This window comes from Povalibacter sp. (genome assembly GCF_036520495.1).
Lineage (GTDB): Bacteria > Pseudomonadota > Gammaproteobacteria > Steroidobacterales > Steroidobacteraceae > Steroidobacter.
Window position 1 is genome coordinate 1 of sequence record NZ_DATDJO010000020.1, and the last position, 23,355, is coordinate 23,355.

Consider the following 23,355-nt stretch of genomic DNA (forward strand, 5'->3'; position numbering starts at 1 on the left):
CAACATCAACGATGGCAAGATACGATCAGCGCGAGAATGGAAGTTGGCGATGAACCAGTTCGCTGTGCTGTACGGAGATCGCTTCGTCAGACCCGCGAACTAAATGCAAACCGCCTCGAACACAGAAAATCTGACACGTCCTTCCAAAGTGGACCCATCCGCGCATCCACAGCAAAGACTCGTCCGACTTCGAGCCATTTAAAGTTCCTCAATTGCTGATCAAGCTAAGTTTTCCGGTCAGATCCGGACGCTTTCGAGCCGCGCTCGTAAAGGCTAGTGATCAGGGGTGGGGGGTGATCTGCAAGAAGACTTATTTGACAGTTCGTGACTTGAGCCGCGACGGTGAACATGTCCGCGCTGCCAACGTCGTCTACAACAGTCAACTTGCTGCGTATTTCCTGGGCCTGACGAGCAGCCGTGTCAATCGCTATATCACTGAGACTTTGTGCGAAGAGCTAGTTACGGTTCCCCTACCACCTAGCTCACCCAATCTCTCGGTGCTCAAATCCTTTCAGGATATCGATACTGAGACGGCAAGGCTTTTCGCGTTGACAGCTGCGGACAAGATTCTCATAGAGGATTTTCTGCACTATTCGCTACCCGATGCACTGCGAACGACGCCTGGCCCCGGCCGTCACTGTACCCGTCGCGTAGATGACTCTGGAGCGTTAGAGCCTGAGCTGTCGGATTACGCAACAACGTTCATGCGTGTTGTTAAGGCGACGTTTGGCGGGGAGCGCAAAGTCGCCGCGACGATTTATACAGAGCCGCAAGCCGCAAGGTTGCCTGTGCGCATGATCACATTGCGCCTCGATGCGGCCGACGCAAAACCGGTAAGCGTTGAGCCGATTCGAGTAGATGGTTTGCTCGATCGACTCAGCGAGTTTCACTCACATCAGCTTCAGCCTGGGGCTAGTGGCAGTTCTGTGGCGGGCTCTGGCTTTCAACGCGTCGCCTATTTGTTTCACGCAGGGAGCGAGGGAGGTATGCGCGTCATGAATCTCACCATCGTGAAACCGGACGAATGCCGCTATTGGTCGCGATCGATGGCGATGCGTGATGCCGACCAGTTGGCCGGTACCATCATTACTGCAGCCGCTCACAAGCCAGCTGCCGCATGAATCGGCGCCCTACGTTCAGCGCGCAGCGATGGCCCATGGACGAGCAGTCGTTGGAGCAGGCTCGATCGTGGGCGACGGGAATTGCCACACACGTGCTGGATCTAACTTGGCGTGCATTCGATAAGCTGCAGACTGAGGATTTGCAGCATGTGGACTTGCGGCAGCCTCTGGACCAGTTGGAGCGCGACCTGACCTCGAATCACTTCATGCACATCAATAAGCTTTGGAGCCAGGAGGACGAAGGTTATTCGTCCATCTGTCCGCATCACGAGTTTCCAGAGCAAGAAACGCGAGCGGGCGGGAAAAGTAGACCGCCGGCCTACGATCTTGCGTTTGTCTACACGGAGAATCGACGCATCGCTTGGCCGATCGAAGCAAAGGTTCTGCAGAGCCCTGGCAGCGTGGCGCAATATCTGGACGATGTGGATAAGTTTGTCAGCGGTAAAGCGGCCCCATTAACAGGTCAAGGCGGAATGATCGCCTACATGCTTTCCGGCCATGAGGCGGAGTTGTTCGCAGAGATCAAGAGGCGGCTGAAACAGGAGCTGCTCGTCCCCGCTGCATCGGTGTTAACTTGCAGAGCACACAAGGTCTCTCATCATGCGAGAGTGCTGGCTCCACGCTTGCAGTTGCACCACATGGCAATGCCCTGCGGTGCCGGCTACGCTGATAGCTAGTGCCGGTGCTTTGCGCGTCATTGTCGTGCACCCGAGCACTCCATGCATTGAGGCAGTGTGCTGCTTGACGTCTGCAGTGGGGGCGCCCACGCACCGCAGACAAACAAGGCCGTCTAGGGCATAGGGTGATGACGCGCACCGCTACGGCGTCATCGGGCGCCATTCTAGTGCTATCCGCGATAGAAGTCTGGAAGCGCCGTTGATCGTACTCACGACATGTTGACTGCACGGTTCGCTCATCCGCTTGTTAGGTTCCGCGCAGTTTTCTGAACGGCGAGAGGAAGGGCGCGCATCATCACTATGCGCTCCGGTGCAGGGCCGAGGCTTCGTGGGATATTCACGAGCAGTGATCATCGCCGACGGCGGAATGACAGAAGTAAGGACTGCGGTGCTGTCCGGAGTCGAATCGGCCCGCGAACAATGCTTGGCGTCGTGCGCCGTCCATGGCCACGACCGACGCGTTTCTATCCGAATCGCGGGAAATATCCACGAACCCTCGGCCCGGCGCCGACAGCACCGGGCACGTTCGAAACCCTTGAAGAATCGACCGGGTGTCTTGTTCCCTAGGCTAAAGCGGCGCTTCCTGCTGACCCCCGGCGCTCTCCGCGGAGAGGGATGGAGCCCCGGGAATGGACGTGGGGTACGTATCGAATTGATCGAGAATGTTGCCATCTCGCGTCCACGTGACGGACATGGGATAGGTGGAAGCTCCTCTGCCTGTCGAGAAACTTATTTTCACGCTGAGGCGATCACCTGGACGCACTGCCAGTGCTCGTGGGAACGAGAGGAACGTGTGCATCCAATGCGTGAAAGGCGCGTCTGGCGCCGTCGATAGCATGATGTTGTCGTCGAGATCCGCTTCGAAGTAAGCGGCAACGCCATGCACTGTGGTCTCGGTTTCAATTTCCCAGTGTGCAGGAATCCCGGCTCGATATTGATTGTCAGACAGATCATCGCGCATGAGATCAAGATCCCACCAAATGTGCGGAGGTGAGGCCCAGGCATAATTGCGCAAATCTGTAGAGGTGGAGCTTGCAGAAGCAAAATCCTTCACTGCATTCCAGGTCAGGCCGTACATGCCATTGGCCCAGCCGCCATCATCGGACTTGAACTCAGTCTGGAGATGGCACAGCCGAATGACGTGCCGTATGCGCTGCGGGATCATTCGTCCCTCCGGCTTGAGGAACCGGTCGCGCACTTTCATCAGCGGCGCGCCATCGTATTCATTGAAGCCGGCGCAGTTCATCAACTCGGAAATGAGGCAGTCGGCCTTTTCGGGTAGATCGACCGATTCCGCGTTCGCGTGAATCACGGTGATCTTATCGCTCAAGTTGTTTTCGGCAATCAGCGCCTGCGCCATCTGCGCCATGTCGTCGACCGCTTCAATGGCATAGACCCTGGAAGCCCCGGCCTTTGCAGCGATCATCGACCAGATGCCCAAGCCGCAACCAAAATCGATAACGACGTCACCGGGCTTGATGGCACGCGAGATTGCTGCGGCGTACGAATGGCAGCGCAGCTCATCCCAGATCATGCGCAGATGGGAGTTGATACAGTCATAACGAAGCATTGACGGGATATACCTTTGATTTCATGAACCGAGGAGTCCGCAGCAGTTTGCGGGAGGAATGACGGACTAGAGAAGCTGGCATTTCGCTGAACAGTGACGCGGTACTCTGCCTCGGCAGATCGGCGGAGGGCGAGAGGGACTACGGTGCTCGGCGCGGAGGGGTTCTCGATCTCTCCGGGAAGCAGAACTCAAATATAAGAGGACCTGCTGCGGACAGCAGTCCGGAGCGGCCGGAGAGATTACTCGCAACGTTCCTTGCTCGCCCCGTTGGGGCCGCCTGAGCGTCGCTCTGGACGCGACACTCAGGCGTTCAAATCGCGGTCGCGATTTGTCGAACTCCCTCGATCGCCGCACGCGGCGATCGGGAGTTCTCAACCTCTCCGGGGCAGAACCACAAAACAAATAGGGCCAGCCGAAGGCAGCTGGCCCTATTTGTTTTGAGTGGTGCGGCCGGAGAGATTCGAACTCCCGACCCTCTGGTTCGAAGCCAGATGCTCTATCCAACTGAGCTACGGCCGCACGGTGGGCGCGCATTGTACCTATCTGAGGGCAAAGTGTCCGCAGATGTCCGCCGTCTGTCCGATCCTCCGACCGGACACTTGCGGAAGGGTCGGTCGCATAGGGTGAAACCCGCATATTTCCCGCAAATTTCGCTGCTTTCCGGCGCTGGCACAACCCGTGCAGTGTAGGTCAGCGAGAGCGATCCGGACAGATCGCCAGGAGACGGACATGCGGACAGCGACATTCAGATTCACGGCGAGGCTTTCGGCACTGACGGTCAGCGCGGGTGCGCTGGCGGTCCTGTTGGCGTCGCCGGACGCGCGGTCGGTGGATCGCGAGATGAACTCGCAGGGCGATGCCTACCTGGAAGGCCTGATGATCCGGCATGACGTCCGCTATGCGCTGGAAGTGCCGCGCAACACGAATGCATGCCCGACGGACAGCCAGGAGCGCGGCTGATGATCTCAGCCGTGCCCCAGACCGATCGTGAGAAGGTCACCCGTATTCGCGATACGTCCGCGCAGGACGTGCAGATCGACCAGACCGCGATCCTGAATCGACGCCGCACCGTGTTGATCGGTGCGGGTGTCGGCGGGCTGTTGTTGCTGGCGCTGATCGTCATGCTGGTGCGCAGCTGGTTCGGCGCCGAAGTTTCTGTGCCGCTGGAGCGGGTGCGGATTGCGGAGGTCACTCGCGGTGAATTCATTCGCGATGTGTCGGCGCAGGGGACGGTCGTGGCTGCTGTGAGTCCGACGCTCTTCGCCGTCGCGCCGGGCACGGTTCACTACATGGTGCAGGCCGGCGATACGGTCAAGAAGCAGCAGCCCATCGCGCAGATCGATAGCCCGGAGCTGCGTAACGAACTGGCGCGCGAAGAAGCGACGCTGGCCGGGATGGAAGTCGCGGTGCAGCGGCAGAGCATCGATACGCGCCGGCAGTTGCTGGGCAATCAGCAGACGATCGATCTTGCCAACGTCAGCATTCAGGCGGCGGAGCGGGAGCAGCGTCGTGCCGAGGATTCGTGGGGCAAGCACCTGATCAGCGAACGCGATTACGAAAAGGCGCGCGATGACGCGGCAGCCGCAGCGGTGAACCACAAGCACGCGGTCGAGACCGCACAGTTGCAGAAGGAGAGCCTGCAGTTCGAGTTGAGCGCCAGGCGTCTCGAGCGCGATCGGCAGCGTCTGGTGGTGCAGGACCTGCAGCGGCGCGTCGGTGATCTCGAGATCAGGTCGCCGGTCGACGGTATCGTCGGAACGCTGGCAGTGAATGAACGCGCTGCGGTTCCGCAGAATGCTGCGGTGATCACGGTCGTCGATCTCACGGCCTTCGAAATCGAGTTCACCGTGCCGGAAACCTACGCCGACGATCTCAAGCTGGGGATGGACGCCGAGGTTTCGTATTCGGGCAAGACCTTCGCGGCCGCTGTCAGTGCGGTGTCGCCCGAGGTCAAGCAGGGTCAGGTGACCGGTCGTCTGCGATTCTCCGGCGATGTGCCCCGCGGCCTGCGTCAGAATCAGCGCCTGTCGACGCGCATCGTGCTCGAACAGCGCGATGGCGTGATCAAAGTGGCGCGCGGACCATTCCTCGATACCAGCGGCGGACGCGTGGCCTTCGTGGTTCGCGGCGACATCGCAACGCGGGCCTCGATCCAGACCGGCAGCACCAGCGTCAGCGAGGTCGAGATCCTCGAAGGCCTGTCGCCGGGCGACCGGATCATCATTTCAAACCTGGGCGAGTTCGACCGCATCGAAACGGTTCGGCTCGCCGATTGACCACTCATCTACCTTCGTTACGGGATTGCACCATGCTTCACATGCAGAACATCAGCAAGGTCTACCGCACCGACCTCATCGAAACGCATGCGCTCCGCGATTTCAGTCTGCATGTGAAGGAGGGTGAGTTCGTCGCGGTGACCGGTCCGTCGGGATCGGGCAAGACGACGTTCCTGAACATCGCTGGCCTGCTCGAGACGTTCAATACGGGCACGTACAAGCTCGATGGCGAGGATGTGAGTCGTCTGTCAGACGATGCCCGGTCGCGCATCCGCAATCAGAAGATCGGCTTCATCTTCCAGAGCTTCAACCTCATTCCGGATCTGGACCTGTTCGACAACGTCGATGTACCGCTGCGCTATCGCGGCTTCAATGCCGGCGAACGCAAGAAGCGCATCACGGAGTCGCTGGAGCTGGTGGGGCTGGCCTCGCGCATGAAGCACATTCCGGCGCAGCTCTCCGGCGGCCAGCAGCAGCGCGTTGCAATTGCTCGCGCGCTCGCGGGTACGCCGCGCTTCCTGCTGGCGGATGAGCCCACGGGCAATCTCGATTCATTGATGGCGCGCCAGGTCGTCGACCTGCTGGAAGACATCAATCGCCGCGGCACGACGATCGTGATGGTGACGCACGACCCGGAACTGGCGCGACGCGCGCACCGCAACGTCCACGTGATGGACGGGCAGGTCACCGATCTGCAGCCGTTCGCGGCCAAGCCGCTGATCCGTCCGGAAGCGATGGCAGCAGGGGTTTGAGGAACTCAGACGCGCGAAGGTGCGGCGGACATCGGCTGCGAACGATGGACTCCACACCTTCGCGTGAATGATTTTCAGAACAGGAATCGGACGAAAGTAACCGCATGGAACGCAAAGCATGATTTTCTGCGATTCATACGGTTACTCCGGCTCCTGCTCTGGATCTCCAGACGCACCACACGAAGAGTCATAGAGATGTTTACCTACCATTTGCGTCTTGCTCTCAAAAGCCTGCGCCGCACGCCGGTCATCGCCGGGCTGATGATCGGCGCCATCGCGCTCGGTGTCGGTGTCTGCATCACGACGCTGACCGTCTATCGCCTGATGTCGGGCAATCCGCTCGAACATCGCAACGATGTGCTCTATGCGGTCACCCTGGACAACTGGGATCCGAATCAGCCGTGGGATGAGAAACGTCCCGAGTTGCCGCCGATGGAGCTCACCTACCGCGACGCGATGGCGCTGCTGCAATCGGATATTCCGGTGCGCCATGTGGCCATGCGCAAGGGGCCGTTCGTGGTCGAGGCCGATCCCGCCTCCGGCGTGAAGCCGTTCCTGATCACCGCGCGCCTGACCACGAAGGACTTCTTCCCCATATTCGACGTGCCGTTCCAGTACGGCAGCGGCTGGGATGACTCGGCCGACCAGGGCTCGCAGCGGGTCGTGGTCCTGTCGAAGGCCACCAACGACAAGGTCTTCGGCGGCGCGAACAGCGTTGGCAAGTCGGTGCGCATGGATGGCAAGGACTACAAGGTGATCGGCGTGCTGGCTCAGTGGGAAGTCACTCCCAAGGTCTACGACCTCAACAACTCGAACTTCGAGGAGATCGAAGAGGCGTTCGTGCCGTTCAGCGTCGGCATCGTCGATGAGGTGCAGAGCGCCGGCAATATCAATTGCTGGCGCGTGCAGCCGCTGAATTCGTTCGCCGACTTCCTGAACAGCGATTGCGTCTGGATTCAGTACTGGGCGGAACTCAAGGATCGCCACCAGGCCGAGGCCTACCAGGACTTCATCGACAACTACGTGCGCGAACAGAAGAAGCTGGGCCGTTTCGAACGTCCACTCAACAATCGCCTGCGGCATCCCGATGAGTGGCTGACGATCAACGAGGTGGTCGAGAAGGACAACAGCGTGCTGGTCGGCCTGTCCTTCATGTTCCTCGCAGTCTGCCTGCTCAACATGATCGGCTTGCTGCTCGCGAAATTCCTCGGCGCCGCGCCGCTCGTCGGCCTGCGTCGCGCGCTGGGCGCAACGCGCAAGACCGTCTTCGACCAGCACCTGATCGAAGTCGGTGTCATCGGTATCGCCGGCGGCGTGATCGGCATCGGCCTTGCAGCGCTGGGCCTGCTCGGCGTACGCCAGCTATACGACAACTATGACGCCCTCACGCATCTCGACGTGACCATGGCGCTGATCGCGCTGGTCATCGCCATTGCTTCCGGTGTGATCGCTGGCCTGTACCCGACCTGGCGAATCTGCCGGGTGCAGCCGGCGGCGTATTTGAAGACGCAGTAGAAGCAACTAGGCCCTGGGCGCTAGGCCCTAGGTTTCCAAGCAAGATGCGGAAAGATTCGTGGGCTTTGCTGAAATCCAGGATCCCCTCCGGCTAGCGCCTGGTGCCTAGCCACTTGTGTCTTTCTCTCGAGGTTCTCTCATGGAATTCCGTCCCATCCTCAGCGCCATGCTTCGCAACAAGACCGGCGTGTTTCTCGTCGGTCTGCAGATTGCGCTGACACTGGCCGTCGTCGCCAATGCTGTGTTCATCATCATGCAGCGGGTGGAGAAGATCGGTCGTCCGCCCGGCATCGATTCGGCCAACCTGATCTTCGTGCAGAGTTACGGTTTCGGGCCGAACTACGACAACCGCGACACGATCCGTCGCGACGTGGATCTGTTGCGCTCGCTGCCGGGCGTCGTGGCGGCCACGTCGATCAACGGCACGCCGATGTCCGGAGGCGGCCGCTCGTCGAACTTCGGCGTTACGCCGGACCCACTGAAAATGGACACCAACGTCAATCTCTACGAGATCGACGAGCACGGCATCGATGCGATGGGGGTGAAGATCATCGAGGGGCGGGCCTTCCACGAGCAGGAGGTCCAGTACAACCCGAACCCCAACAATTCGGACTTCGCGCCGGCCGTCATCATCACACGGGATGTGGCGAAGGCCATGTTTGGCGACCAGTCGGCCCTTGGCAAAACCGTTTACGACGCGCTGGGCCAGTCGGCAGTCGTGGTCGGCGTGATGGAGAACATGCTCAGTGCCTGGGTCAATTTCGAGAATCAGGCGCATGTCATGTTCTGGCCGCGCATTCCGAACGGCCCCGTGGTTCGTTACGCGATCCGCGCTGAGCCAGGCAGGCGCGAAGCACTGATCCCGGAGATCGAGCGCAAGTTGTCCGAAAACAATCTGAATCGCGCCATCACGTGGGTCCGCCCGCACACTTACTGGGTGGAGCGCAGCTATCGCGCCGACAGCCGCATGGTCGCGTTCCTCAGCGTGATCATCGGCCTGATGGTGTCAGTGACGGCGCTGGGCATCGTCGGGCTCGCGAGTTTCCATGTGAACGTGCGGACCAAGCAGATCGGAACGCGTCGTGCGGTGGGGGCACGCCGCATCGATATCATTCGCTACTTCATGATCGAGAACTGGCTGCTGACGACGGGCGGTGTGGTGCTCGGTGTGCTGCTGGCCTTCGCCTTCGGTCACTGGCTCAGCACGACCTACTCGCTGCCACGCCTCGCGCCGGTTTATCCTCTCGCCGGCGCCGTGTTGTTGTGGGTTCTTGGACAGATTGCTGTCTTTGTCCCGGCACGCCGCGCCGCGGCGATTCCGCCGGCGATTGCGACGCGGACGGTCTGAAAGCCAATTAACAATTAACAATGAACCATTGATAATTGCGGAAAGGAACGTTTCTGAAATTGTTCATTGTCAATCTTCAATTGTGAATTGAATGCCCACCATCCTCATCATCGATGACAACGACGCGGTGCGTACCGCGCTCGAAGTGTTGCTGTCGCTGCAGGGGCATCGCGTCATCAGTGCCAATGGGCCGGCGGAGGGATTGCGTTCGCTCGTGTCGCACGAGATCGACCTCGTGCTGCAGGACATGAACTTCAGAAAGGAAGCGACCTCGGGCGAGGAGGGTGTGGCGCTGTTTCATGCGATCCGCGAACGCAATCCATCGGTGCCCATCGTGCTGCTGACGGCGTGGACGCATCTGGAAACCGCGGTCGAACTCGTCAAGGCCGGGGCGGCTGACTATCTCGCCAAGCCCTGGGACGATGCGCGACTGCTCACCACGGTGCGCAACCTGCTCGATCTGCGACGGCTGTCCGTCGAGCGCGAGCGTGCGGTCCGCAAGCGCGCCGAATCGCGTGCTGCGCTCGCGGCGCGGTTCGATCTGTGTGGACTGGTATTCGAAAGCGATGCCATGCGCGATCTGGTCACCAAGGCCACGCACATCGCGCCCGCGGAAGTGCCGGTGCTGATCTCGGGGCCGAACGGGTCGGGCAAGGAGATCATCGCCGCGATCATCCAGGCCAACTCGTCGGTTCGCAGCGGCCCGTTCGTCAAAGTGAATGTCGGCGCGCTGCCGAAGGATCTGATGGAAGCCGAGCTGTTCGGCGCCGAGGCCGGCGCGTTCACCGGCGCGGTCAAGGCGCGACAGGGCCGTTTCGAGGCGGCCGACGGCGGCACGCTGTTTCTCGATGAGATCGGCAACCTGTCGCTGGAAGGGCAGGCCAAGCTGCTGCGCGTGTTACAGACCGGCGAGTTCGAACGGCTGGGCAGCAGCGCTACGCGGCGGGTCAAGGTCCGGGTCGTGAGCGCGACCAACGCGGATCTGCGGGCCGCCATCGCCGACGGGCGTTTCCGCGAAGATCTGTTCTACCGGCTCAACGTCATCGAATTGAAAGTCGCGCCACTGGCCGAGCGACCCGACGACATCCTGCCGTTGACCCGGCATTTCCTCGAAGGCCGCGCATTGAATGCGGGGGCGGAACGCGTGCTGCTGGCTCACAACTGGCCGGGCAACGTGCGGGAGCTGCTGAACACGATTCGCCGCGCCTGCCTGATGTCGACCGGCTCAGAGATCACTCCCGGAGACCTGGGGCTCACCGCCGTGGCAGCGGACGCGGAAGCCGAACCGGAACGCGAGCCCGATCGGGCAGAAATCGAACAAGCCCTGTCGCGTGCCCGCGGCGTCATCGCGCGGGCCGCTCGCGAGCTGGGCCTGAGTCGCCAGGCGCTCTACCGTCGCATGGAAAAGCTCGGCCTCAAGGAAGCCGGCGGACGGGAATAAGAACTCAGGAGTCAGAAGTCTCCACGGGGAGCACGGGGAGCACGGGGATCACAGGGTGAGGAAAGGAACGCCGCTTCCTCGTTTTCCGACCCCCCGTGAACCCCGTGCCCCCCGTGGAGATCTTCTCTTCATTCTCCAGGTGACTGTGTTGTCACGGCCACATCCGACAAGCACTATCGCACCATGCGTTTTTCCTTCGAAGGCAGGCTGGCCCTGCTGTGCATCGGTCTTGCGATCGCGGCGGTCGTGGTCTATGCATTGATCGACCGCTGGCTGGATTCGCCGGTCATTGCCGCGGGCACGGCGCTGATCATTTTTGTGCCTCTGTGTCTGGCGGGCGCGCGCTTCCTGGCGCGGCCCTTCACGAGCACGTTGCAGGCGATCAGCGATGGCATCGTCAGCATGCGGGATCGGGACTTCAGCGTGAGCATCGCGCCGTCGTCGCATACCGAACTGCGCGCGCTGGTTGAAAGCTACAACGGACTCGGCGAATTGCTGCGGGCGGAACGACAGGGACTCTATCAGCGGGAATTGCTGCTCGACACCGTGATCCAGGCGACGCCGCTATCGATGGTCCTGACCAATGCGGGCGATCGGGTGGTCTACAGCAATGTGGCCGCGCGACAGGCGTTTCTCGGCGGACGCCAGCTGGAAGGACTGTCCTTCACCGAGCTGTTGCAGGCGGCGCCGGAACCGCTGCGTCAGGCGGTGGCGACCGATGGCGACTCGCTGTTCACCGTCGAGAATGAAGGCGAGTCGGAGATCTATCACCTCTCGCAGCGGGGTTTCCTGCTCAACAGCCAGATGCATCGGCTGTACCTGCTGAAGCAGCTGACGCGCGAGCTGTCGAGTCAGGAAGTGGAGACCTGGAAGAAAGTGATCCGGGTGATCGCCCACGAACTGAACAACTCGCTCGCGCCGATCTCGTCGCTGGCGCATTCGGGCCGGCAGCTGGCGGAGCGTCCCGATCCGTCGCAGCTCGATCGGATCTTTCGCACCATCGAAGAACGGGCCCGGCACCTGCACACGTTCATCGACGGCTACGCTCGTTTTGCGAAGTTGCCGCGACCGCGGCCGGAGGAAGTGGACTGGTCATCGTTCCTGCGATCGCTGCAGCAGACGAGCCCGTTCCGCGTGCTGGAGGAGCCATCGAACCGGACGGCCGTCTTCGATCCCACCCAGATGGAACAGGTGCTGATCAACCTGGTGAAGAATGCCCGGGAAGCGGGCGCGCCGGATGAAAGCATCGACGTCCAGGTCGCCGAGCACGCAGGCGGGTGGCGCGTGCAGGTGCTCGATCGCGGCACGGGCATGACGGATGAGGTGCTGCGATCGGCCTTGTTGCCGTTCTATTCGACCAAGCCATCCGGGGCGGGGCTGGGGCTGACCATCTGTCGTGAAGTGGTCGAGGCCCATGGCGGCAGATTGTCGCTGGCCAATCGACAGGGTGGTGGTCTGGTCGCGACCTTGTGGATTCCGGCCATCGAGCCGGCGTAAGTAGCAAAGCGCCGGAAGTCTTTACAGATAAGAAGCTTGGATGCGCGCAAGGATTGCGATGATCGAAGCTCCTGTCTGACAATACGTCAAACAACTATTCGTGCCCTGTTCGCATGGTCGCCAATCCAGAAAGTGTCGATACCCTCGGGGCGACCGGCCAGTGGAATCTGGTGGCGTTGACCAAGTTTCGCGCTCCGCGAGTGCGACGGGACATCCTCACGCGGGCGGCGCTCCTTGAGCGCCTGGCGCAATCCATCGACGAGAATCCGGTCACGCTGGTGTGCGCGCCGGGCGGTTCCGGCAAGACGACCTTGCTGGCTCAATGGATGTTCGATCCGCCACCCGAGACCACGACGCTGTGGCTGACGATCGACAACGACGACAACGACGTCAATCGATTCTTCGCCGCCTTGCTGCAGGCACTCGAGCCGCTGGAACTGAGCTGGGACGCCGATCCGCGTGCGCTGGTCGACAGTGTCGCGGCATCGCGTGCACAGATGCGTGCAGCGCTCGCGGCGCTCGTCAATGCGCTGTGCACGAGCGTGGCGCGCCGCATCGTCATCGTCCTGGATGACCTGCATCGCATCGAGAAAACGGACGTCTACGAACTGCTCGACTCGCTGATCGAACGCCTGCCGGATCATGTGACGCTGGTGCTCGGTACGCGCATCGAGCCGCCGTTGTCGCTGGCGCGCTGGCGCACCTATGGCGAGCTTGGCTGGTTCACGCCAGCCGACCTGCAGTTCAGCGTCGAGGATGCCGCCGCGCTGGCGCTGGCGAAGTTCGGCAAGACACTGGACGAAAAAGACGTTCAGGAGGCGATGCAGCGTACGCAGGGCTGGGCGGCCGGCCTGCTGCTGATGCTGCAGTCACGAGCGGCCGGGAGCGCGCCGGGTTCGCTGTCGAAGAGCGACGCGGCGGACTCGAATCGTCATCTGTTCGCGTATCTCGCGCAGGAAGTGCTCGATGAACTGCCGCCGGATCTGCAGGATTTCGTGCTGCGCAGTTCGATCCTGATCGAGCTGAGCCCATACCTGTGTTCGGTGCTCACCGGACGCACCGATGCGCGGCAGGTACTGGAAGCGCTTTACCGGCGCAATCTGTTCCTGACGGCGGTGGATGAGATGACGCCGGTGCTGCGCTTTCACGATCTGTTCCGCGAGTTTCTCGAAGCCGAGCTGGCACGCCGCCATCCGGAACTGAAGCGCGAACTGCACGAGCTCACAGCAAAGGTGGAGCGCACGCAGTCGCGCGCCATCTATCACCTGCTGGTCGCGCAACGCTGGGACGAGGCAATGGCGCGCATTGGCGAAGCAGCGCATGAGCGGCTGGCACACGGCGGCATTGCGACCGTCGAGCGCTGGATCGATGCGATTCCCGAGCATGTGCGGGCCGGTAACGCGCGCACACACTATCTGCGCGGCGCCTGTGCGTGGTTCCGCTGGGACTGGCCGCGCGCCCGGCGGGAGCTGACGCCTGCCGTCGATGGGCTCACGGCCCCGCAGGATCTTTCCGATCGAGTGACTGCGCTGTTTCATCTCATCGATGCGCTGAATTCCTCCGGTGCGCGCGACGAGGCGACGGCGCGAATCGAACAGGCGGTGCAGTTGCCGCTCGATTCGCTCGGCAAGGCCGAGCTCGCACTGTTGCGTGCCTGGTGCGCTACGCCCACCGGCGATCTCGACGCCGTCGCGCGGCACATGCGCGAATTCGTGGAGATGACTGCAACCGATCCTGCGACGATCTGCGCCGCCACCGCTGATCGCATCCATTGCGTGCTGATCGGCATCCCCGGCGTCGCCGACACCTTCGAACGATTCTTCGGCGCATTCCAGCAGGTCCGCAGTGTGCATGCGATGCCGTGGTACATCTCCGCGCTCACGGTAGGCGCATGGGCCCACCTGTGGCGTGGACGACGCGCGGAATTGCTCGAAGCGCTGACGCAGGCTGAAGTGATCCAGCACCAGTTCGGGGGCGTGCGGCTCGCCATCGAACGGCTGGGGCAGATGCGCGCCATTACAAGCATGGTCGTCGGTGACTACGAGCGCGGCGTCGACACCATGCAGGCGCATATCAAGGGTCTGCAGATCGCCGAACTGGCCGGCCACAACGTCGTATGGCTGCGCGCTTACCGGCACGGGCTCGGACGCGCGTATTGGCTGATCGGCGATGTTGCTGGATTTCGCGAAGTGCTGCCCTTCCTGACCGCGCCAATCGCACCCGGCGAATGGCCGTTCACGCAGAGCGCGGCGGCCGTCGCACGCGGTCTCGATGCGCTGTTCGACAAGGACTGGCGACGCGCCGAAACGGCGCTGCGCGAAGCGCTGATGACCTACGATCAATGCCGCATGCCGATGATCTATGCGGATGCGCGTATCAACCTGAGTTATGCGCTGCTCATGCAGGGCCGTCGGGCGGAGGCGTGGTCGACCTTCGAACCCGCGTACGATGAAGTCATCCACGAACGTGCCATCGGTCTGCTGCTGCTCGAATCGCGTGTCGTGGTCGATGCGCTGCTCGATCTCGTTCCATCGCACCAGAAGAAATCGTCGGAGCACGCGCAGTTGCTCGAGACGCTGGGCCGCTGGATCACGCTGCCCGCGGCAGCAGCACCGGCGACGCGCAAGGGGTTGCTCGCCGCGCTCTCGGAGCGTGAACTCGAGGTATTGGCGGAAGTGGCCGCCGGCGCGAGCAACAAGCACATCGCCCGTTCGCTGACGCTCAGCCTGCACACCGTGAAGCGTCACATTGCCAACATCCTCGACAAGCTCGACTGTGATTCCCGCGGCCAGGCGGCCGACCTGTTCCGGAGGCATTCGTAACGACCTGGGCGACTCGCGCAGGACGCCCCTCCCGAACGGGCATGGGTCCCTCCTTTTCGGGCGTTTTTGTGCTATCTCCCTTACCAACATAACGAATCGGGAAGCTTGAATGGACAAGAGTGCAGCACTGGCGCGGCTTGGACTCACGGGCGATGAGGACGCCTCCGGAGTGACCCGCGCCTACGGTCAGCGACTCTCGACGGTCCAGGAAAAGCTGATCGCCGCGCAGACGGCAGTGGAGCGCGAACAGCACCAGACGGCCTTGTCGGGCCTGGTCGAAGCGTACGAATTCCTGACGGAGACCGGTCGCTATACGCGCGTGCCGGTGGATGACACGAGCGCCACGATGATGCGCGACGACAGAACGCCGCCGCCCTCCGTGCACGCGACCCATGTGCGTATGGATACGGGTGCGGTGCTGTCAGGCCGCCTCGAGATCGGCGAGATGCTCGGACAGGGCGGCATGGGTTACGTCTTTGCCGCGCGCGATCGGCTGCGCAACGAAGACGTCGCTATCAAGGTGCTGCGCCAGGACCTGATCTTCAGCACCGCGGCGAAAGATCGCTTCCTTGCCGAAGCGAAAATGTCGAGCAACCTGTCGCATCCCAATATCGTCCGCGTCTATGACGTGGGCGAGGCCGGTGGGCACTACTACCTGTCGATGGAGCGCCTCAAGGGTCAGACCTTGCGACAGCGGATCGAGGACTACAACCAGGAGCGCCGCCCGTTCAGCGTAGGCGAAGTTACGGACGTCGCACGGCAGCTCATGGACGCGCTGCGTTATGCGCATCGTTACATCGTGCATCGCGATCTGAAGCCCGAGAACATCTGGCTGTCCGAGGACGGCACCATCAAGCTGATGGACTTCGGTATCGCGCGCGCCTACAGCAACTCCCAACTCACGCAGACCGGCATGACGCTCGGCACCGCGTACTACATGGCGCCCGAGCAGCGACTCGATGCGAAGGAAGTGGACTGGCGCGCCGATCAGTACGCGCTCGGCGTCGTCATGTACGAACTGCTGACCGGCACGATTCCGATGGGCGCGGTGAAGTCGCTCGACAAGGCGCGTCGCGACGTGCCCCTGCGTTATGCAAATGCCGTGATGCGCGCGATGTCGCCGCGACCGGATGACCGCTGGCCATCGCTGAATGATTTCCTGGCGGAACTCGAAGCGCCCAGCAGTAGCGGCAGCAAGGCAGCCCTGTGGATCGTGCTCGGATTGGGTTTCGCCGCCGCGGCTGCGGCGGGTGCGTATTACGTGACGCAGCGCGAACAACCGACGCTGGCGCAGTCCATGTCGGAGCCCGCGACGACGGTCGCGCAGCCAGCAGATGCTGGCGGCTCGCAACCTCCGCCACCGCAGTCCGTCGACACGACCACCACTCAGGGGCCGCCGGTGGAAGTCGCGTCCGCGCCGCCTGCTGAGTTCGTTCAGCCTGAGCCTGCGACCACGCCCGTCGTGGCAGAGAGAAAAGCGGCAGCGGCGCCACTGAAAGTCGCCACCGTCGACAATTCGGCGCAGATCCGTCGCCAGGAATGCATCGCGCAATGCGAGCGTTCCGACGGCGAATGCCGCAGCATCAATCGTCGCGGCAAGCAGGATTGCATGCGCGCCGTCGGCTTCGGTGCGACCGGTGGATTCACGGCATCGCCCGGCACGAATTCAGCGGCCTCGGATTGCGCGTTCTATGGTCAGGCGCGATGCGAGTACGCCCGCGATCGCAGTGCCTGTCTCGCCCGCACCAGCACGCGTTACGACGCGTGCGTCAACTCGCTGAGCGGCAACGTAGCCTCGCGCCGCCAGGACTGCGACAACAATGCCCGCGAAGCCGATCGCATGTGTCTCGACGAAATGCGGGACTGCAAGAGCTACTGCGAGTAGTTGAGAGTTGATAGTTGACAGTGGAAAGTTGCAGAGAGGAGCGGCGTCAATCTTTGGTGCCGCCAGAGGTCCGGTTGTGGGTCCGGCTTTAGCCAGGCTGAAGCCGGACCTCCGAAGAATTCAGATGTTCGACTGAAGTCGAACCCACAGTAAGGGGCCGATCACTTCAAGAAAGGTCTGGTCAACTCCAGATTCGTCATTCCTGCGTAGGCGGGAATCCATCTGAATCAACCGGATGGACTCCCGCCTGCGCGGGAGTGACGGATTAATCGGAGGTTCCTTAAGTCAGTGCATTGAGCCGAAGCCGGCCCACACTATCAACTGTCCACTCTCAGACGAGCGTGTGATACACGTTCTGCACGTCGTCATCCTGTTCGAGCTTGTCGATCAGGGTCATCACTTCGGTGGCCTGCTCTTCGGGCAGTTCGGTCGGCGTGATGCAGATGTATTCGTGCGAGGCGGAGATCGGTACCAGCTTGCGGTCTTCCAGCGCTTTCTGCATCTGACCGAAATCGGAGAAGTTGCAGCGGATGACGAGCTGCGGTTCGCCTTTTTCGCCGGTGCTCTCGCCCATCTCTTCCAGGCCGTGATCGATCAGGTCGAGTTCCAGGTCGTCCTGCACGATGCCTTCGGGATTGAGCCGGAACACACCCATCTTCTTGAACTGGAAAACGACGCTGCCCGTCGCGGCGAGATTGCCGGAATTGTTGTCGAAGACATTGCGGATGTTGGCGACCGTCCGGGTGGGATTGTCGGTCGCGCACTCGACGATGATTGCGACGCCGTGCGGGCCGTAACCTTCGTAGATGATTTCGTTGTAATTCGCCGCGTCCTTGCCAGAGGCCCGCTTGATCGCGGACGTCACGTTGTCCTTGGGCATGTTCACGGCGCGGGCGTTCTGTATCGCCCGGCGCAGGGCGGGATTCGAAGCGGGGTCAGGCCCCCCGGCCTTCACTGCGATGGCAATTTCCTTACCGACGCGGGCGAACTGCTTCGCCATGCGATTCCAGCGCGCAAACATTGCGTGCTTTCTGACTTCGAATATGCGGCCCATTGGACTGGCTGGTGGCTGAAAGAGGGCCGCAATTATGCACGAAGACGCGGAGGAGAAGATCTCTCCACGGGGATCACGGGGTCGGAAGGAACGAACTCCTGCAGAATTTCCTGCCTCTTGCCCCCGTGATCTCCCGTGTAGATCTTTATCTGCCCTGAGCTAACCCTGGACTTCCCACACGACCTCGGCATTGGCGGCCGCCGCACGTTGCAGCAGGTCGATCAACGGTGCGGCTCGGGCGGTCAGTTCGACCGGCGGATCCTTATCCTGCTCCTCGTCGGCCTCCAGGTCTTCGTTCATCGCTGGCGGGGCGGCGGTGTGGGTGAGTGCGGCCTGCAGCTTGTTCAGGGCATCGCCGACATCCGCGCCGGTCAGTGCGGCAGGGATGCGTCCGGTGGCACCCATCATCGACAGCAGTTGCCTGGCGGTATCACCAAACATGGTGACCGACCCGGTCGCCTTTGAACGGAAAGTAACCAGCATGGGCGTCTCTCGGGATTGGAAGGTGACTGCGATACTGACGGATCAGGTGCAGCCACGCAGCAGGAAAAGTACCAGCAGCACGGGGATCGGCACGCCCACCAGCCACAGCAGGAGCCAGCCCATCTTGCCCTGCTGTCTGTCCAGTCGTTGTTTCAGTTCTCTCATGACACGTTACCTGCAGATGACTCTGCTTCGTAACGGTCGGGTCGGGCAGGCAGTTCCGGGACGAGATAATCACGCCGCGCTCAGCGAGCCAGAACCGCCCGCTCTCTGTGTGCAATCTCTGACGCCTAGCTTTGAGCCACCGACGCTGCCGCGAGCCACATCGCGAGCGTCGTTTCGCGGCTGGCGCCCTGGCCGCTGATGATCACCTGGGCCTGTCTTTTCGTGTAGTAGCCGCGTGTGGTGAGCATCGCGAGCGAACCACAGAGATCGCCGAAGTAGACGCTGCGACCGATCCCGCTCATCTGATCGGGCGATAGTTTCGATTGTTGTTCCGTGAACGCGGCGATCGAAAGGTCCGACAGCTTCCACGACTGGGCGATCAAACTGGCGGTACAGGCGCGCTGTGTGCGGATCGCTTCGATGATGACGTCGGCTCGCGGGGTGAGATGCGGGAAGTCGCGATACTTGTCGAACGCGAGCCGGAACAGGACGATGTTCGCGAGCAGGCTCAGCAGTCCGAGCAGCTGGGCGACGATCGGCTTGGTGTCGCCATCGGCGCGCGCATGGACCTCTGCCGCCATCGCGGTGCGTTCGGCCTGTTCCCAGGTGAAGTCCGCGAACTTTTCGAACGACCCGCGCGGAATACGGAAGACCGGCTGCAGGATCGCTGCCGCCATGAGGGAGCGCAAGCCGTTGGTTCCTAGCAGCATCACGGCGCGGTCGAGGCTTTCGATCGGTTCGGGTGAGGTTCGATAGAAGGCGCTGTTCGCACGTTGCAGCACCGCACCCGCCAGGGCGGGGTCTTCGAGCAGCACGCGCACAAGTTCCTCGCGCGTGCTCTCGTCGTCGTTGATGGCCTGCAGCAGCTTCGGCAGCAGCATGGGCCGGCGCGGGAAGTAGTCGCGCTCATATACCGACTCGTCCAGCGATTTGCTGATCGCATCAAGCACGGGGGCATGGTCGGAAGGGATCTGCTGATCGAGCCGGGTCTGGCTGAAGGCGATCCGATAGCACTCGTTCACGATCGGGTCGATCTCGGCCGTCGTGTACGGAATCCCGGAGATCGACGTGGTCGGCAGGATCGGAGTGGCGGCCGGCTCGCCGACTGGCTGCTGGCTACCCCTGCTCAAGACCACGAACAGCACGATCGCGAGCACCGCAATCAGCAGGATCAGTATTGCGATCCACATTCGGTCGTCGATCCCCGCTGGTCTTCAGTGTGGTGCGATCATAGCTGTTTACGCACTTATTCGGTGCGGCCCATGGCGGCCATCCCGGGCCGGTCCTCGAGATAAGGTGGAGTGAGTCTTGCAGAGAACTCAGGAATACCTCAACGAGGCCTGCAGCTTGTCCATTCATGTCGCCCTGAATCACGTCACTGCGTATCGCTACGATCGTCGCGTCGGCCTGGGCCCGCAGATCGTTCGTTTGCGTCCGGCGCCCCATTCGCGAACGCGAGTGCTGTCGTATTCACTGCGCGTCACGCCCGGGGAACACTTCATCAACTGGCAGCAGGACCCGCAGTCCAATTATCTCGCGCGGCTGGTGTTTCCGGAGAAAACCACGGAACTGCGCATCGAAGTGAATCTCGTGGCCGAGATGGCGGTGTTCAATCCGTTCGACTTCTTCCTGGAGGAGTACGCCCAGCAGTTTCCGTTCAAGTATCAGCCCGAAGAACAACGGGAACTCGCGCCATCCCTGATCGCTGCTCCATTGACGCCGTTGTTGTCGAAGTACCTCGGGTCGGTGCCGCGGGAACCGATGCGGACGATCGATTTCCTGGTCATGCTCAACCAGCGACTGGCGCAGGACGTGAAATACCTGATCCGTCTCGAACCGGGCGTGCAGACACCCGAGGAGACGCTGCAGAAAGGCTCGGGCTCCTGTCGCGATTCGGCCTGGTTGCTGGCGCAGTTGCTGCGGCACCTGGGGCTCGCGACGCGTTTCGTTTCCGGCTATCTCATCCAGCTGGTGGCCGATGTGAAATCGCTCGATGGTCCATCGGGTACGGCAATGGATTTCACCGACCTGCATGCCTGGTGCGAGGTGTACCTCCCCGGTGCCGGTTGGATTGGCCTGGATCCGACCTCGGGCCTGCTGGCCGGTGAGGGGCACATTCCCCTTGCGTGCACGCCGGAGCCTTCCGCTGCTGCACCCGTCAGCGGGGCAGTGGATGACTCCGAGGTGAAGTTCACCCACGCGATGAAGATCGAGCGCATCTGGGAAGCGCCGCGGGTCACGAAGCCCTATACGGATGAGCAGTGGGCACGGATCGAAAGCCTCGGCGCCCACGTCGATGCGGATCTGCTGGCGCAGGACGTGCGCCTGACCATGGGCGGTGAGCCCACGTTCATTGCCAGCGACGATCCTGACGGCGCGGAATGGAACACCGCCGCGCTCGGTCCGACCAAGCGGCGTCGCGCGGCCGAGCTGTTTCACAAGCTGCGGACGAAGTACGCGCCGCACGGGCTCGCACACTTCGGTCAGGGCAAGTGGTATCCGGGCGAACAGCTGCCGCGCTGGTCTCTGAATTGCTTCTGGCGTCGTGATGGCGAGCCGGTCTGGGCGGACCCCGCCCTCTATGCCGACGAGTCGGGCAACTACGGCGCGGACGAGGTGAAGGCCCAGCGGTTCCTCGCGGCTGTCGCTCAGCGACTGGGCGTGTCGACACGGCACTTGTTTGCCGCGTACGAAGATGTCTTCTACTACCTGTGGCGCGAGCGCCAGTTGCCCGCGAATGTCGATCCTTTCGATTCGCGGCTGGAAGATCCGCTGGAGCGCGCGCGACTGGCAAAAATATTCAGTCGCGGCCTCGACAAGGTGATCGGTCATGTCCTGCCGATTGCTCGCAGCGGCGGCTGCTGGCAATCGGGTCCGTGGTTTCTGCGGGCTGAGCGTTGCTACCTGGTGCCGGGCGATTCGCCGGTTGGCTACCGGCTGCCGCGCGATTCGCAGCCCTGGGTGACGAGCGGTGAATTCCCATGGTTGTATCCGCCCGATCAGACGATTTCGCGGCCGCCGCTGGCGCGGCATGCCGATATCCGCCGCCAGATCGCAGGGTCGACCGACAGCGAAACGGAGCGGCGTGCGAACGAGCCGAGCGAACTGTGGCATCAGTCCTGGGCACGCGAACGCGATAACGCGCGTGCCGAGTCCGATCCCGCACGCAAACCGCAAGCAGGTGAATCGGCGTCGTGGATCGCGCGCACCGCCCTGTGCGCCGAACCGCGCGATGGCGTGCTCTACATCTTCATGCCCCCGCTCGAGCGACTCGATGACTATCTGGAGCTCGTGACCGTCGTGGAGTCCGTGGCGCAGGCGCAATCGCTGCCGGTCGTCCTCGAAGGCTACGAACCGCCACGCGATCCGCGTCTGAACTACTTCCGCGTCACGCCGGATCCCGGAGTGATCGAGGTGAACATCCACCCTGCATCGAGCTGGCGCGACCTTGCCGATCGCACGACTCACCTGTACGAGACGGCGCGTGAGACGCGGCTCAGCACCGAGAAGTTCATGCTCGACGGCCGGCACACCGGCACCGGCGGCGGCAATCATTTCGTGCTGGGCGGCGAAACCGTCAATGACTCGCCGTTCCTGCGCCGGCCGGATCTGCTGCGCAGCCTAATCGCGTACTGGCACAACCATCCGTCGCTGTCGTACCTGTTCTCCGGACTGTTCATCGGCCCGACGTCGCAGGCGCCGCGTGTCGACGAAGCCCGCAACGATTCCCTGTACGAACTCGAGATTGCGTTCCGTCAGCTTCCGCCAGTGGGAACTCACGTCGCGCCGTGGCTGGTGGATCGCCTGCTGCGCAATCTGTTGATCGACGTCTCTGGCAATACGCATCGCTCCGAATTCTGTATCGACAAACTGTATTCGCCCGACAGCGCCAGCGGCCGGTTGGGATTGTTGGAGATGCGCGCATTCGAGATGCCGCCGCATGGGCGCATGAGCCTGACGCAGCAGTTGCTGCTGCGTGCGCTGATCGCGAAGTTCTGGCGCGAGCCGTATGAACCCTCGCGGCTCGCACGCTGGGGTACGGAGCTGCACGACCGCTTCATGCTGCCGTACTTCGTGAAACAGGATCTGGGCGACGTGCTGCACGAACTGGGTAGTGGCGGCTATACCTTGCAACCGGAATGGTTCGATCCGCATATGGAGTTCCGCTTCCCCAAGATCGGCGACTACGCGAATGCCGGCGTGGAAATCGAGCTGCGTCACGCACTCGAGCCATGGCATGTGATGGGTGAAGAAAATGCGGCGGGCGGTGCGGTTCGCTACGTCGATTCCTCGGTCGAGCGTCTGCAGGTGCATGTCACCGGCCTCGCGCCGGATCGCTACGCGCTGGCCTGCAACGGTCATGCGATTCCGTTGCGTGCGACGGGCAAGGTCGGGGAGTTCGTCGCCGGCGTTCGCTATCGTGCGTGGCAACCGTCATCGGCATTGCATCCGCTGATCCCATCGCACGCGCCGCTGACATTCGATCTGCTCGACACCTGGATGCGCCGCTCGATCGGCGGCTGCCAGTACCACGTGGCGCATCCGGGCGGCCGCAGCTATGCGACGTTCCCGGTGAATGCCTTCGAGGCGGAAAGTCGTCGTCTGGCGCGCTTCTTCCGCACCGGCTTCAGTGCGGGGCCGATCGCACCGTCGGCGGCGGAGACTGCGGATGAGTTCTCGTTCACGGTCGATTTGAGACGAGGATGATCGAGTGATCGGGCGATGCCGCAAGACCTGTCAGCTGAGCTG

17 protein-coding genes and 1 tRNA gene are annotated in these 23,355 nt (G+C 62.2%); 12 read left to right on the top strand and 6 right to left on the bottom strand.

All coding sequences use genetic code 11. From position 1 onward, the window contains the following. The first annotated feature begins 293 nt into the window (after positions 1-293). Both VIZ63_RS06915 and VIZ63_RS06920 read left to right on the top strand, forming a co-directional pair. Positions 294-1,121 carry a hypothetical protein gene (locus VIZ63_RS06915; RefSeq protein ID WP_331608806.1) on the top strand — a complete coding sequence of 276 codons (828 nt, stop codon included), beginning with the start codon at positions 294-296 and terminating at the stop codon, positions 1,119-1,121. Positions 1,122-1,156: 35 nt separating this feature from the next. Continuing rightward, positions 1,157-1,798 (top strand): hypothetical protein, encoded by a 642-nt coding sequence (locus VIZ63_RS06920; RefSeq protein WP_331608807.1) that lies wholly within the window; start codon positions 1,157-1,159, stop codon positions 1,796-1,798. A 568-nt stretch (positions 1,799-2,366) separates the two neighbouring features. Here the strand turns inward: VIZ63_RS06920 and VIZ63_RS06925 are convergent. After that, on the bottom strand, positions 2,367-3,368 hold the full coding sequence (locus VIZ63_RS06925) for a methyltransferase domain-containing protein (protein WP_331608808.1): 1,002 nt from the start codon (positions 3,366-3,368) through the stop codon (positions 2,367-2,369). A 442-nt stretch (positions 3,369-3,810) separates the two neighbouring features. Then, positions 3,811-3,887 (bottom strand) — tRNA-Arg (locus VIZ63_RS06930). A gap of 210 nt (positions 3,888-4,097) precedes the next feature. On the opposite strand from VIZ63_RS06930, the gene VIZ63_RS06935 reads away from it, so the two are divergent. The 9 genes from VIZ63_RS06935 to VIZ63_RS06975 all read left to right on the top strand — a co-directional run bounded on the left by VIZ63_RS06935 (position 4,098) and on the right by VIZ63_RS06975 (position 16,904). Next, positions 4,098-4,328 carry a hypothetical protein gene (locus tag VIZ63_RS06935; RefSeq protein WP_331608809.1) on the top strand — a complete coding sequence of 77 codons (231 nt, stop codon included), beginning with the start codon at positions 4,098-4,100 and terminating at the stop codon, positions 4,326-4,328. After that, positions 4,328-5,644 (top strand): efflux RND transporter periplasmic adaptor subunit, encoded by a 1,317-nt coding sequence (locus VIZ63_RS06940; protein ID WP_331608810.1) that lies wholly within the window; start codon positions 4,328-4,330, stop codon positions 5,642-5,644. The genes VIZ63_RS06935 and VIZ63_RS06940 overlap by 1 nt, the downstream gene beginning before the upstream one ends. A gap of 32 nt (positions 5,645-5,676) precedes the next feature. Next, complete coding sequence (locus VIZ63_RS06945; protein WP_331608811.1) at positions 5,677-6,396, top strand: ABC transporter ATP-binding protein; 720 nt, start codon at positions 5,677-5,679, stop codon at positions 6,394-6,396. Positions 6,397-6,591: 195 nt separating this feature from the next. Beyond that, entirely contained in the window at positions 6,592-7,911 is a 1,320-nt protein-coding gene (locus VIZ63_RS06950) for an ABC transporter permease (protein WP_331608812.1), read from the top strand. Between the two features lie 139 nt (positions 7,912-8,050). Further along, positions 8,051-9,259, top strand: a complete 1,209-nt coding sequence (locus VIZ63_RS06955) for an ABC transporter permease (RefSeq protein WP_331608813.1) — start codon at positions 8,051-8,053, stop codon at positions 9,257-9,259. Positions 9,260-9,350: 91 nt separating this feature from the next. Beyond that, on the top strand, positions 9,351-10,700 hold the full coding sequence (locus VIZ63_RS06960; RefSeq protein WP_331608814.1) for a sigma-54 dependent transcriptional regulator: 1,350 nt from the start codon (positions 9,351-9,353) through the stop codon (positions 10,698-10,700). A gap of 183 nt (positions 10,701-10,883) precedes the next feature. Then, positions 10,884-12,197, top strand: coding sequence for a sensor histidine kinase (locus VIZ63_RS06965; protein ID WP_331608815.1), 1,314 nt, complete (start codon positions 10,884-10,886; stop codon positions 12,195-12,197). Between the two features lie 113 nt (positions 12,198-12,310). Beyond that, complete coding sequence (locus tag VIZ63_RS06970) at positions 12,311-15,019, top strand: helix-turn-helix transcriptional regulator (protein WP_331608816.1); 2,709 nt, start codon at positions 12,311-12,313, stop codon at positions 15,017-15,019. A gap of 109 nt (positions 15,020-15,128) precedes the next feature. Continuing rightward, the gene (locus tag VIZ63_RS06975; protein ID WP_331608817.1) at positions 15,129-16,904 is read left to right on the top strand and encodes a serine/threonine protein kinase; all 1,776 of its coding nucleotides are present in this window, start codon (positions 15,129-15,131) and stop codon (positions 16,902-16,904) included. A 331-nt stretch (positions 16,905-17,235) separates the two neighbouring features. On the opposite strand, the gene VIZ63_RS06980 is transcribed toward VIZ63_RS06975, so the two are convergent. The 4 genes from VIZ63_RS06980 to VIZ63_RS06995 form a co-directional block, all read right to left on the bottom strand. Continuing rightward, complete coding sequence (locus VIZ63_RS06980; RefSeq protein ID WP_331608818.1) at positions 17,236-17,958, bottom strand: YebC/PmpR family DNA-binding transcriptional regulator; 723 nt, start codon at positions 17,956-17,958, stop codon at positions 17,236-17,238. Positions 17,959-18,117: 159 nt separating this feature from the next. Next, complete coding sequence (locus tag VIZ63_RS06985; protein WP_331608819.1) at positions 18,118-18,441, bottom strand: DUF1840 domain-containing protein; 324 nt, start codon at positions 18,439-18,441, stop codon at positions 18,118-18,120. Positions 18,442-18,483: 42 nt separating this feature from the next. Beyond that, positions 18,484-18,606: a hypothetical protein gene (locus tag VIZ63_RS06990; RefSeq protein ID WP_331608820.1), complete on the bottom strand. Its 123-nt coding sequence runs from the start codon at positions 18,604-18,606 to the stop codon at positions 18,484-18,486. 125 nt (positions 18,607-18,731) lie between these two features. Continuing rightward, complete coding sequence (locus VIZ63_RS06995) at positions 18,732-19,796, bottom strand: HDOD domain-containing protein (protein ID WP_331608821.1); 1,065 nt, start codon at positions 19,794-19,796, stop codon at positions 18,732-18,734. Between the two features lie 157 nt (positions 19,797-19,953). Here VIZ63_RS06995 and VIZ63_RS07000 point away from each other — a divergent pair, with 157 nt between their 5' ends. Next, positions 19,954-23,313 (top strand): transglutaminase family protein, encoded by a 3,360-nt coding sequence (locus VIZ63_RS07000; protein ID WP_349261143.1) that lies wholly within the window; start codon positions 19,954-19,956, stop codon positions 23,311-23,313. Positions 23,314-23,355 lie beyond the last annotated feature (42 nt).

Excerpts from the sequence above, each read along its gene's own strand:
- VIZ63_RS06970 (WP_331608816.1), top strand. The coding sequence starts at position 12,311 with ATGGTCGCCAATCCAGAAAGTGTCGATACCCTCGGGGCGACCGGCCAG.
- VIZ63_RS06955 (WP_331608813.1), top strand. The coding sequence starts at position 8,051 with ATGGAATTCCGTCCCATCCTCAGCGCCATGCTTCGCAACAAGACCGGC.
- VIZ63_RS06965 (WP_331608815.1), top strand. The coding sequence starts at position 10,884 with ATGCGTTTTTCCTTCGAAGGCAGGCTGGCCCTGCTGTGCATCGGTCTT.
- VIZ63_RS06995 (WP_331608821.1), bottom strand. The coding sequence starts at position 19,796 with ATGTGGATCGCAATACTGATCCTGCTGATTGCGGTGCTCGCGATCGTG.
- VIZ63_RS06940 (WP_331608810.1), top strand. The coding sequence starts at position 4,328 with ATGATCTCAGCCGTGCCCCAGACCGATCGTGAGAAGGTCACCCGTATT.
- VIZ63_RS06985 (WP_331608819.1), bottom strand. The coding sequence starts at position 18,441 with ATGCTGGTTACTTTCCGTTCAAAGGCGACCGGGTCGGTCACCATGTTT.
- VIZ63_RS06960 (WP_331608814.1), top strand. The coding sequence starts at position 9,351 with ATGCCCACCATCCTCATCATCGATGACAACGACGCGGTGCGTACCGCG.
- VIZ63_RS06935 (WP_331608809.1), top strand. The coding sequence starts at position 4,098 with ATGCGGACAGCGACATTCAGATTCACGGCGAGGCTTTCGGCACTGACG.
- VIZ63_RS06975 (WP_331608817.1), top strand. The coding sequence starts at position 15,129 with ATGGACAAGAGTGCAGCACTGGCGCGGCTTGGACTCACGGGCGATGAG.
- VIZ63_RS06945 (WP_331608811.1), top strand. The coding sequence starts at position 5,677 with ATGCTTCACATGCAGAACATCAGCAAGGTCTACCGCACCGACCTCATC.
- VIZ63_RS06920 (WP_331608807.1), top strand. The coding sequence starts at position 1,157 with ATGGACGAGCAGTCGTTGGAGCAGGCTCGATCGTGGGCGACGGGAATT.
- VIZ63_RS06925 (WP_331608808.1), bottom strand. The coding sequence starts at position 3,368 with ATGCTTCGTTATGACTGTATCAACTCCCATCTGCGCATGATCTGGGAT.
- VIZ63_RS06980 (WP_331608818.1), bottom strand. The coding sequence starts at position 17,958 with ATGGGCCGCATATTCGAAGTCAGAAAGCACGCAATGTTTGCGCGCTGG.
- VIZ63_RS06990 (WP_331608820.1), bottom strand. The coding sequence starts at position 18,606 with ATGAGAGAACTGAAACAACGACTGGACAGACAGCAGGGCAAGATGGGC.
- VIZ63_RS06950 (WP_331608812.1), top strand. The coding sequence starts at position 6,592 with ATGTTTACCTACCATTTGCGTCTTGCTCTCAAAAGCCTGCGCCGCACG.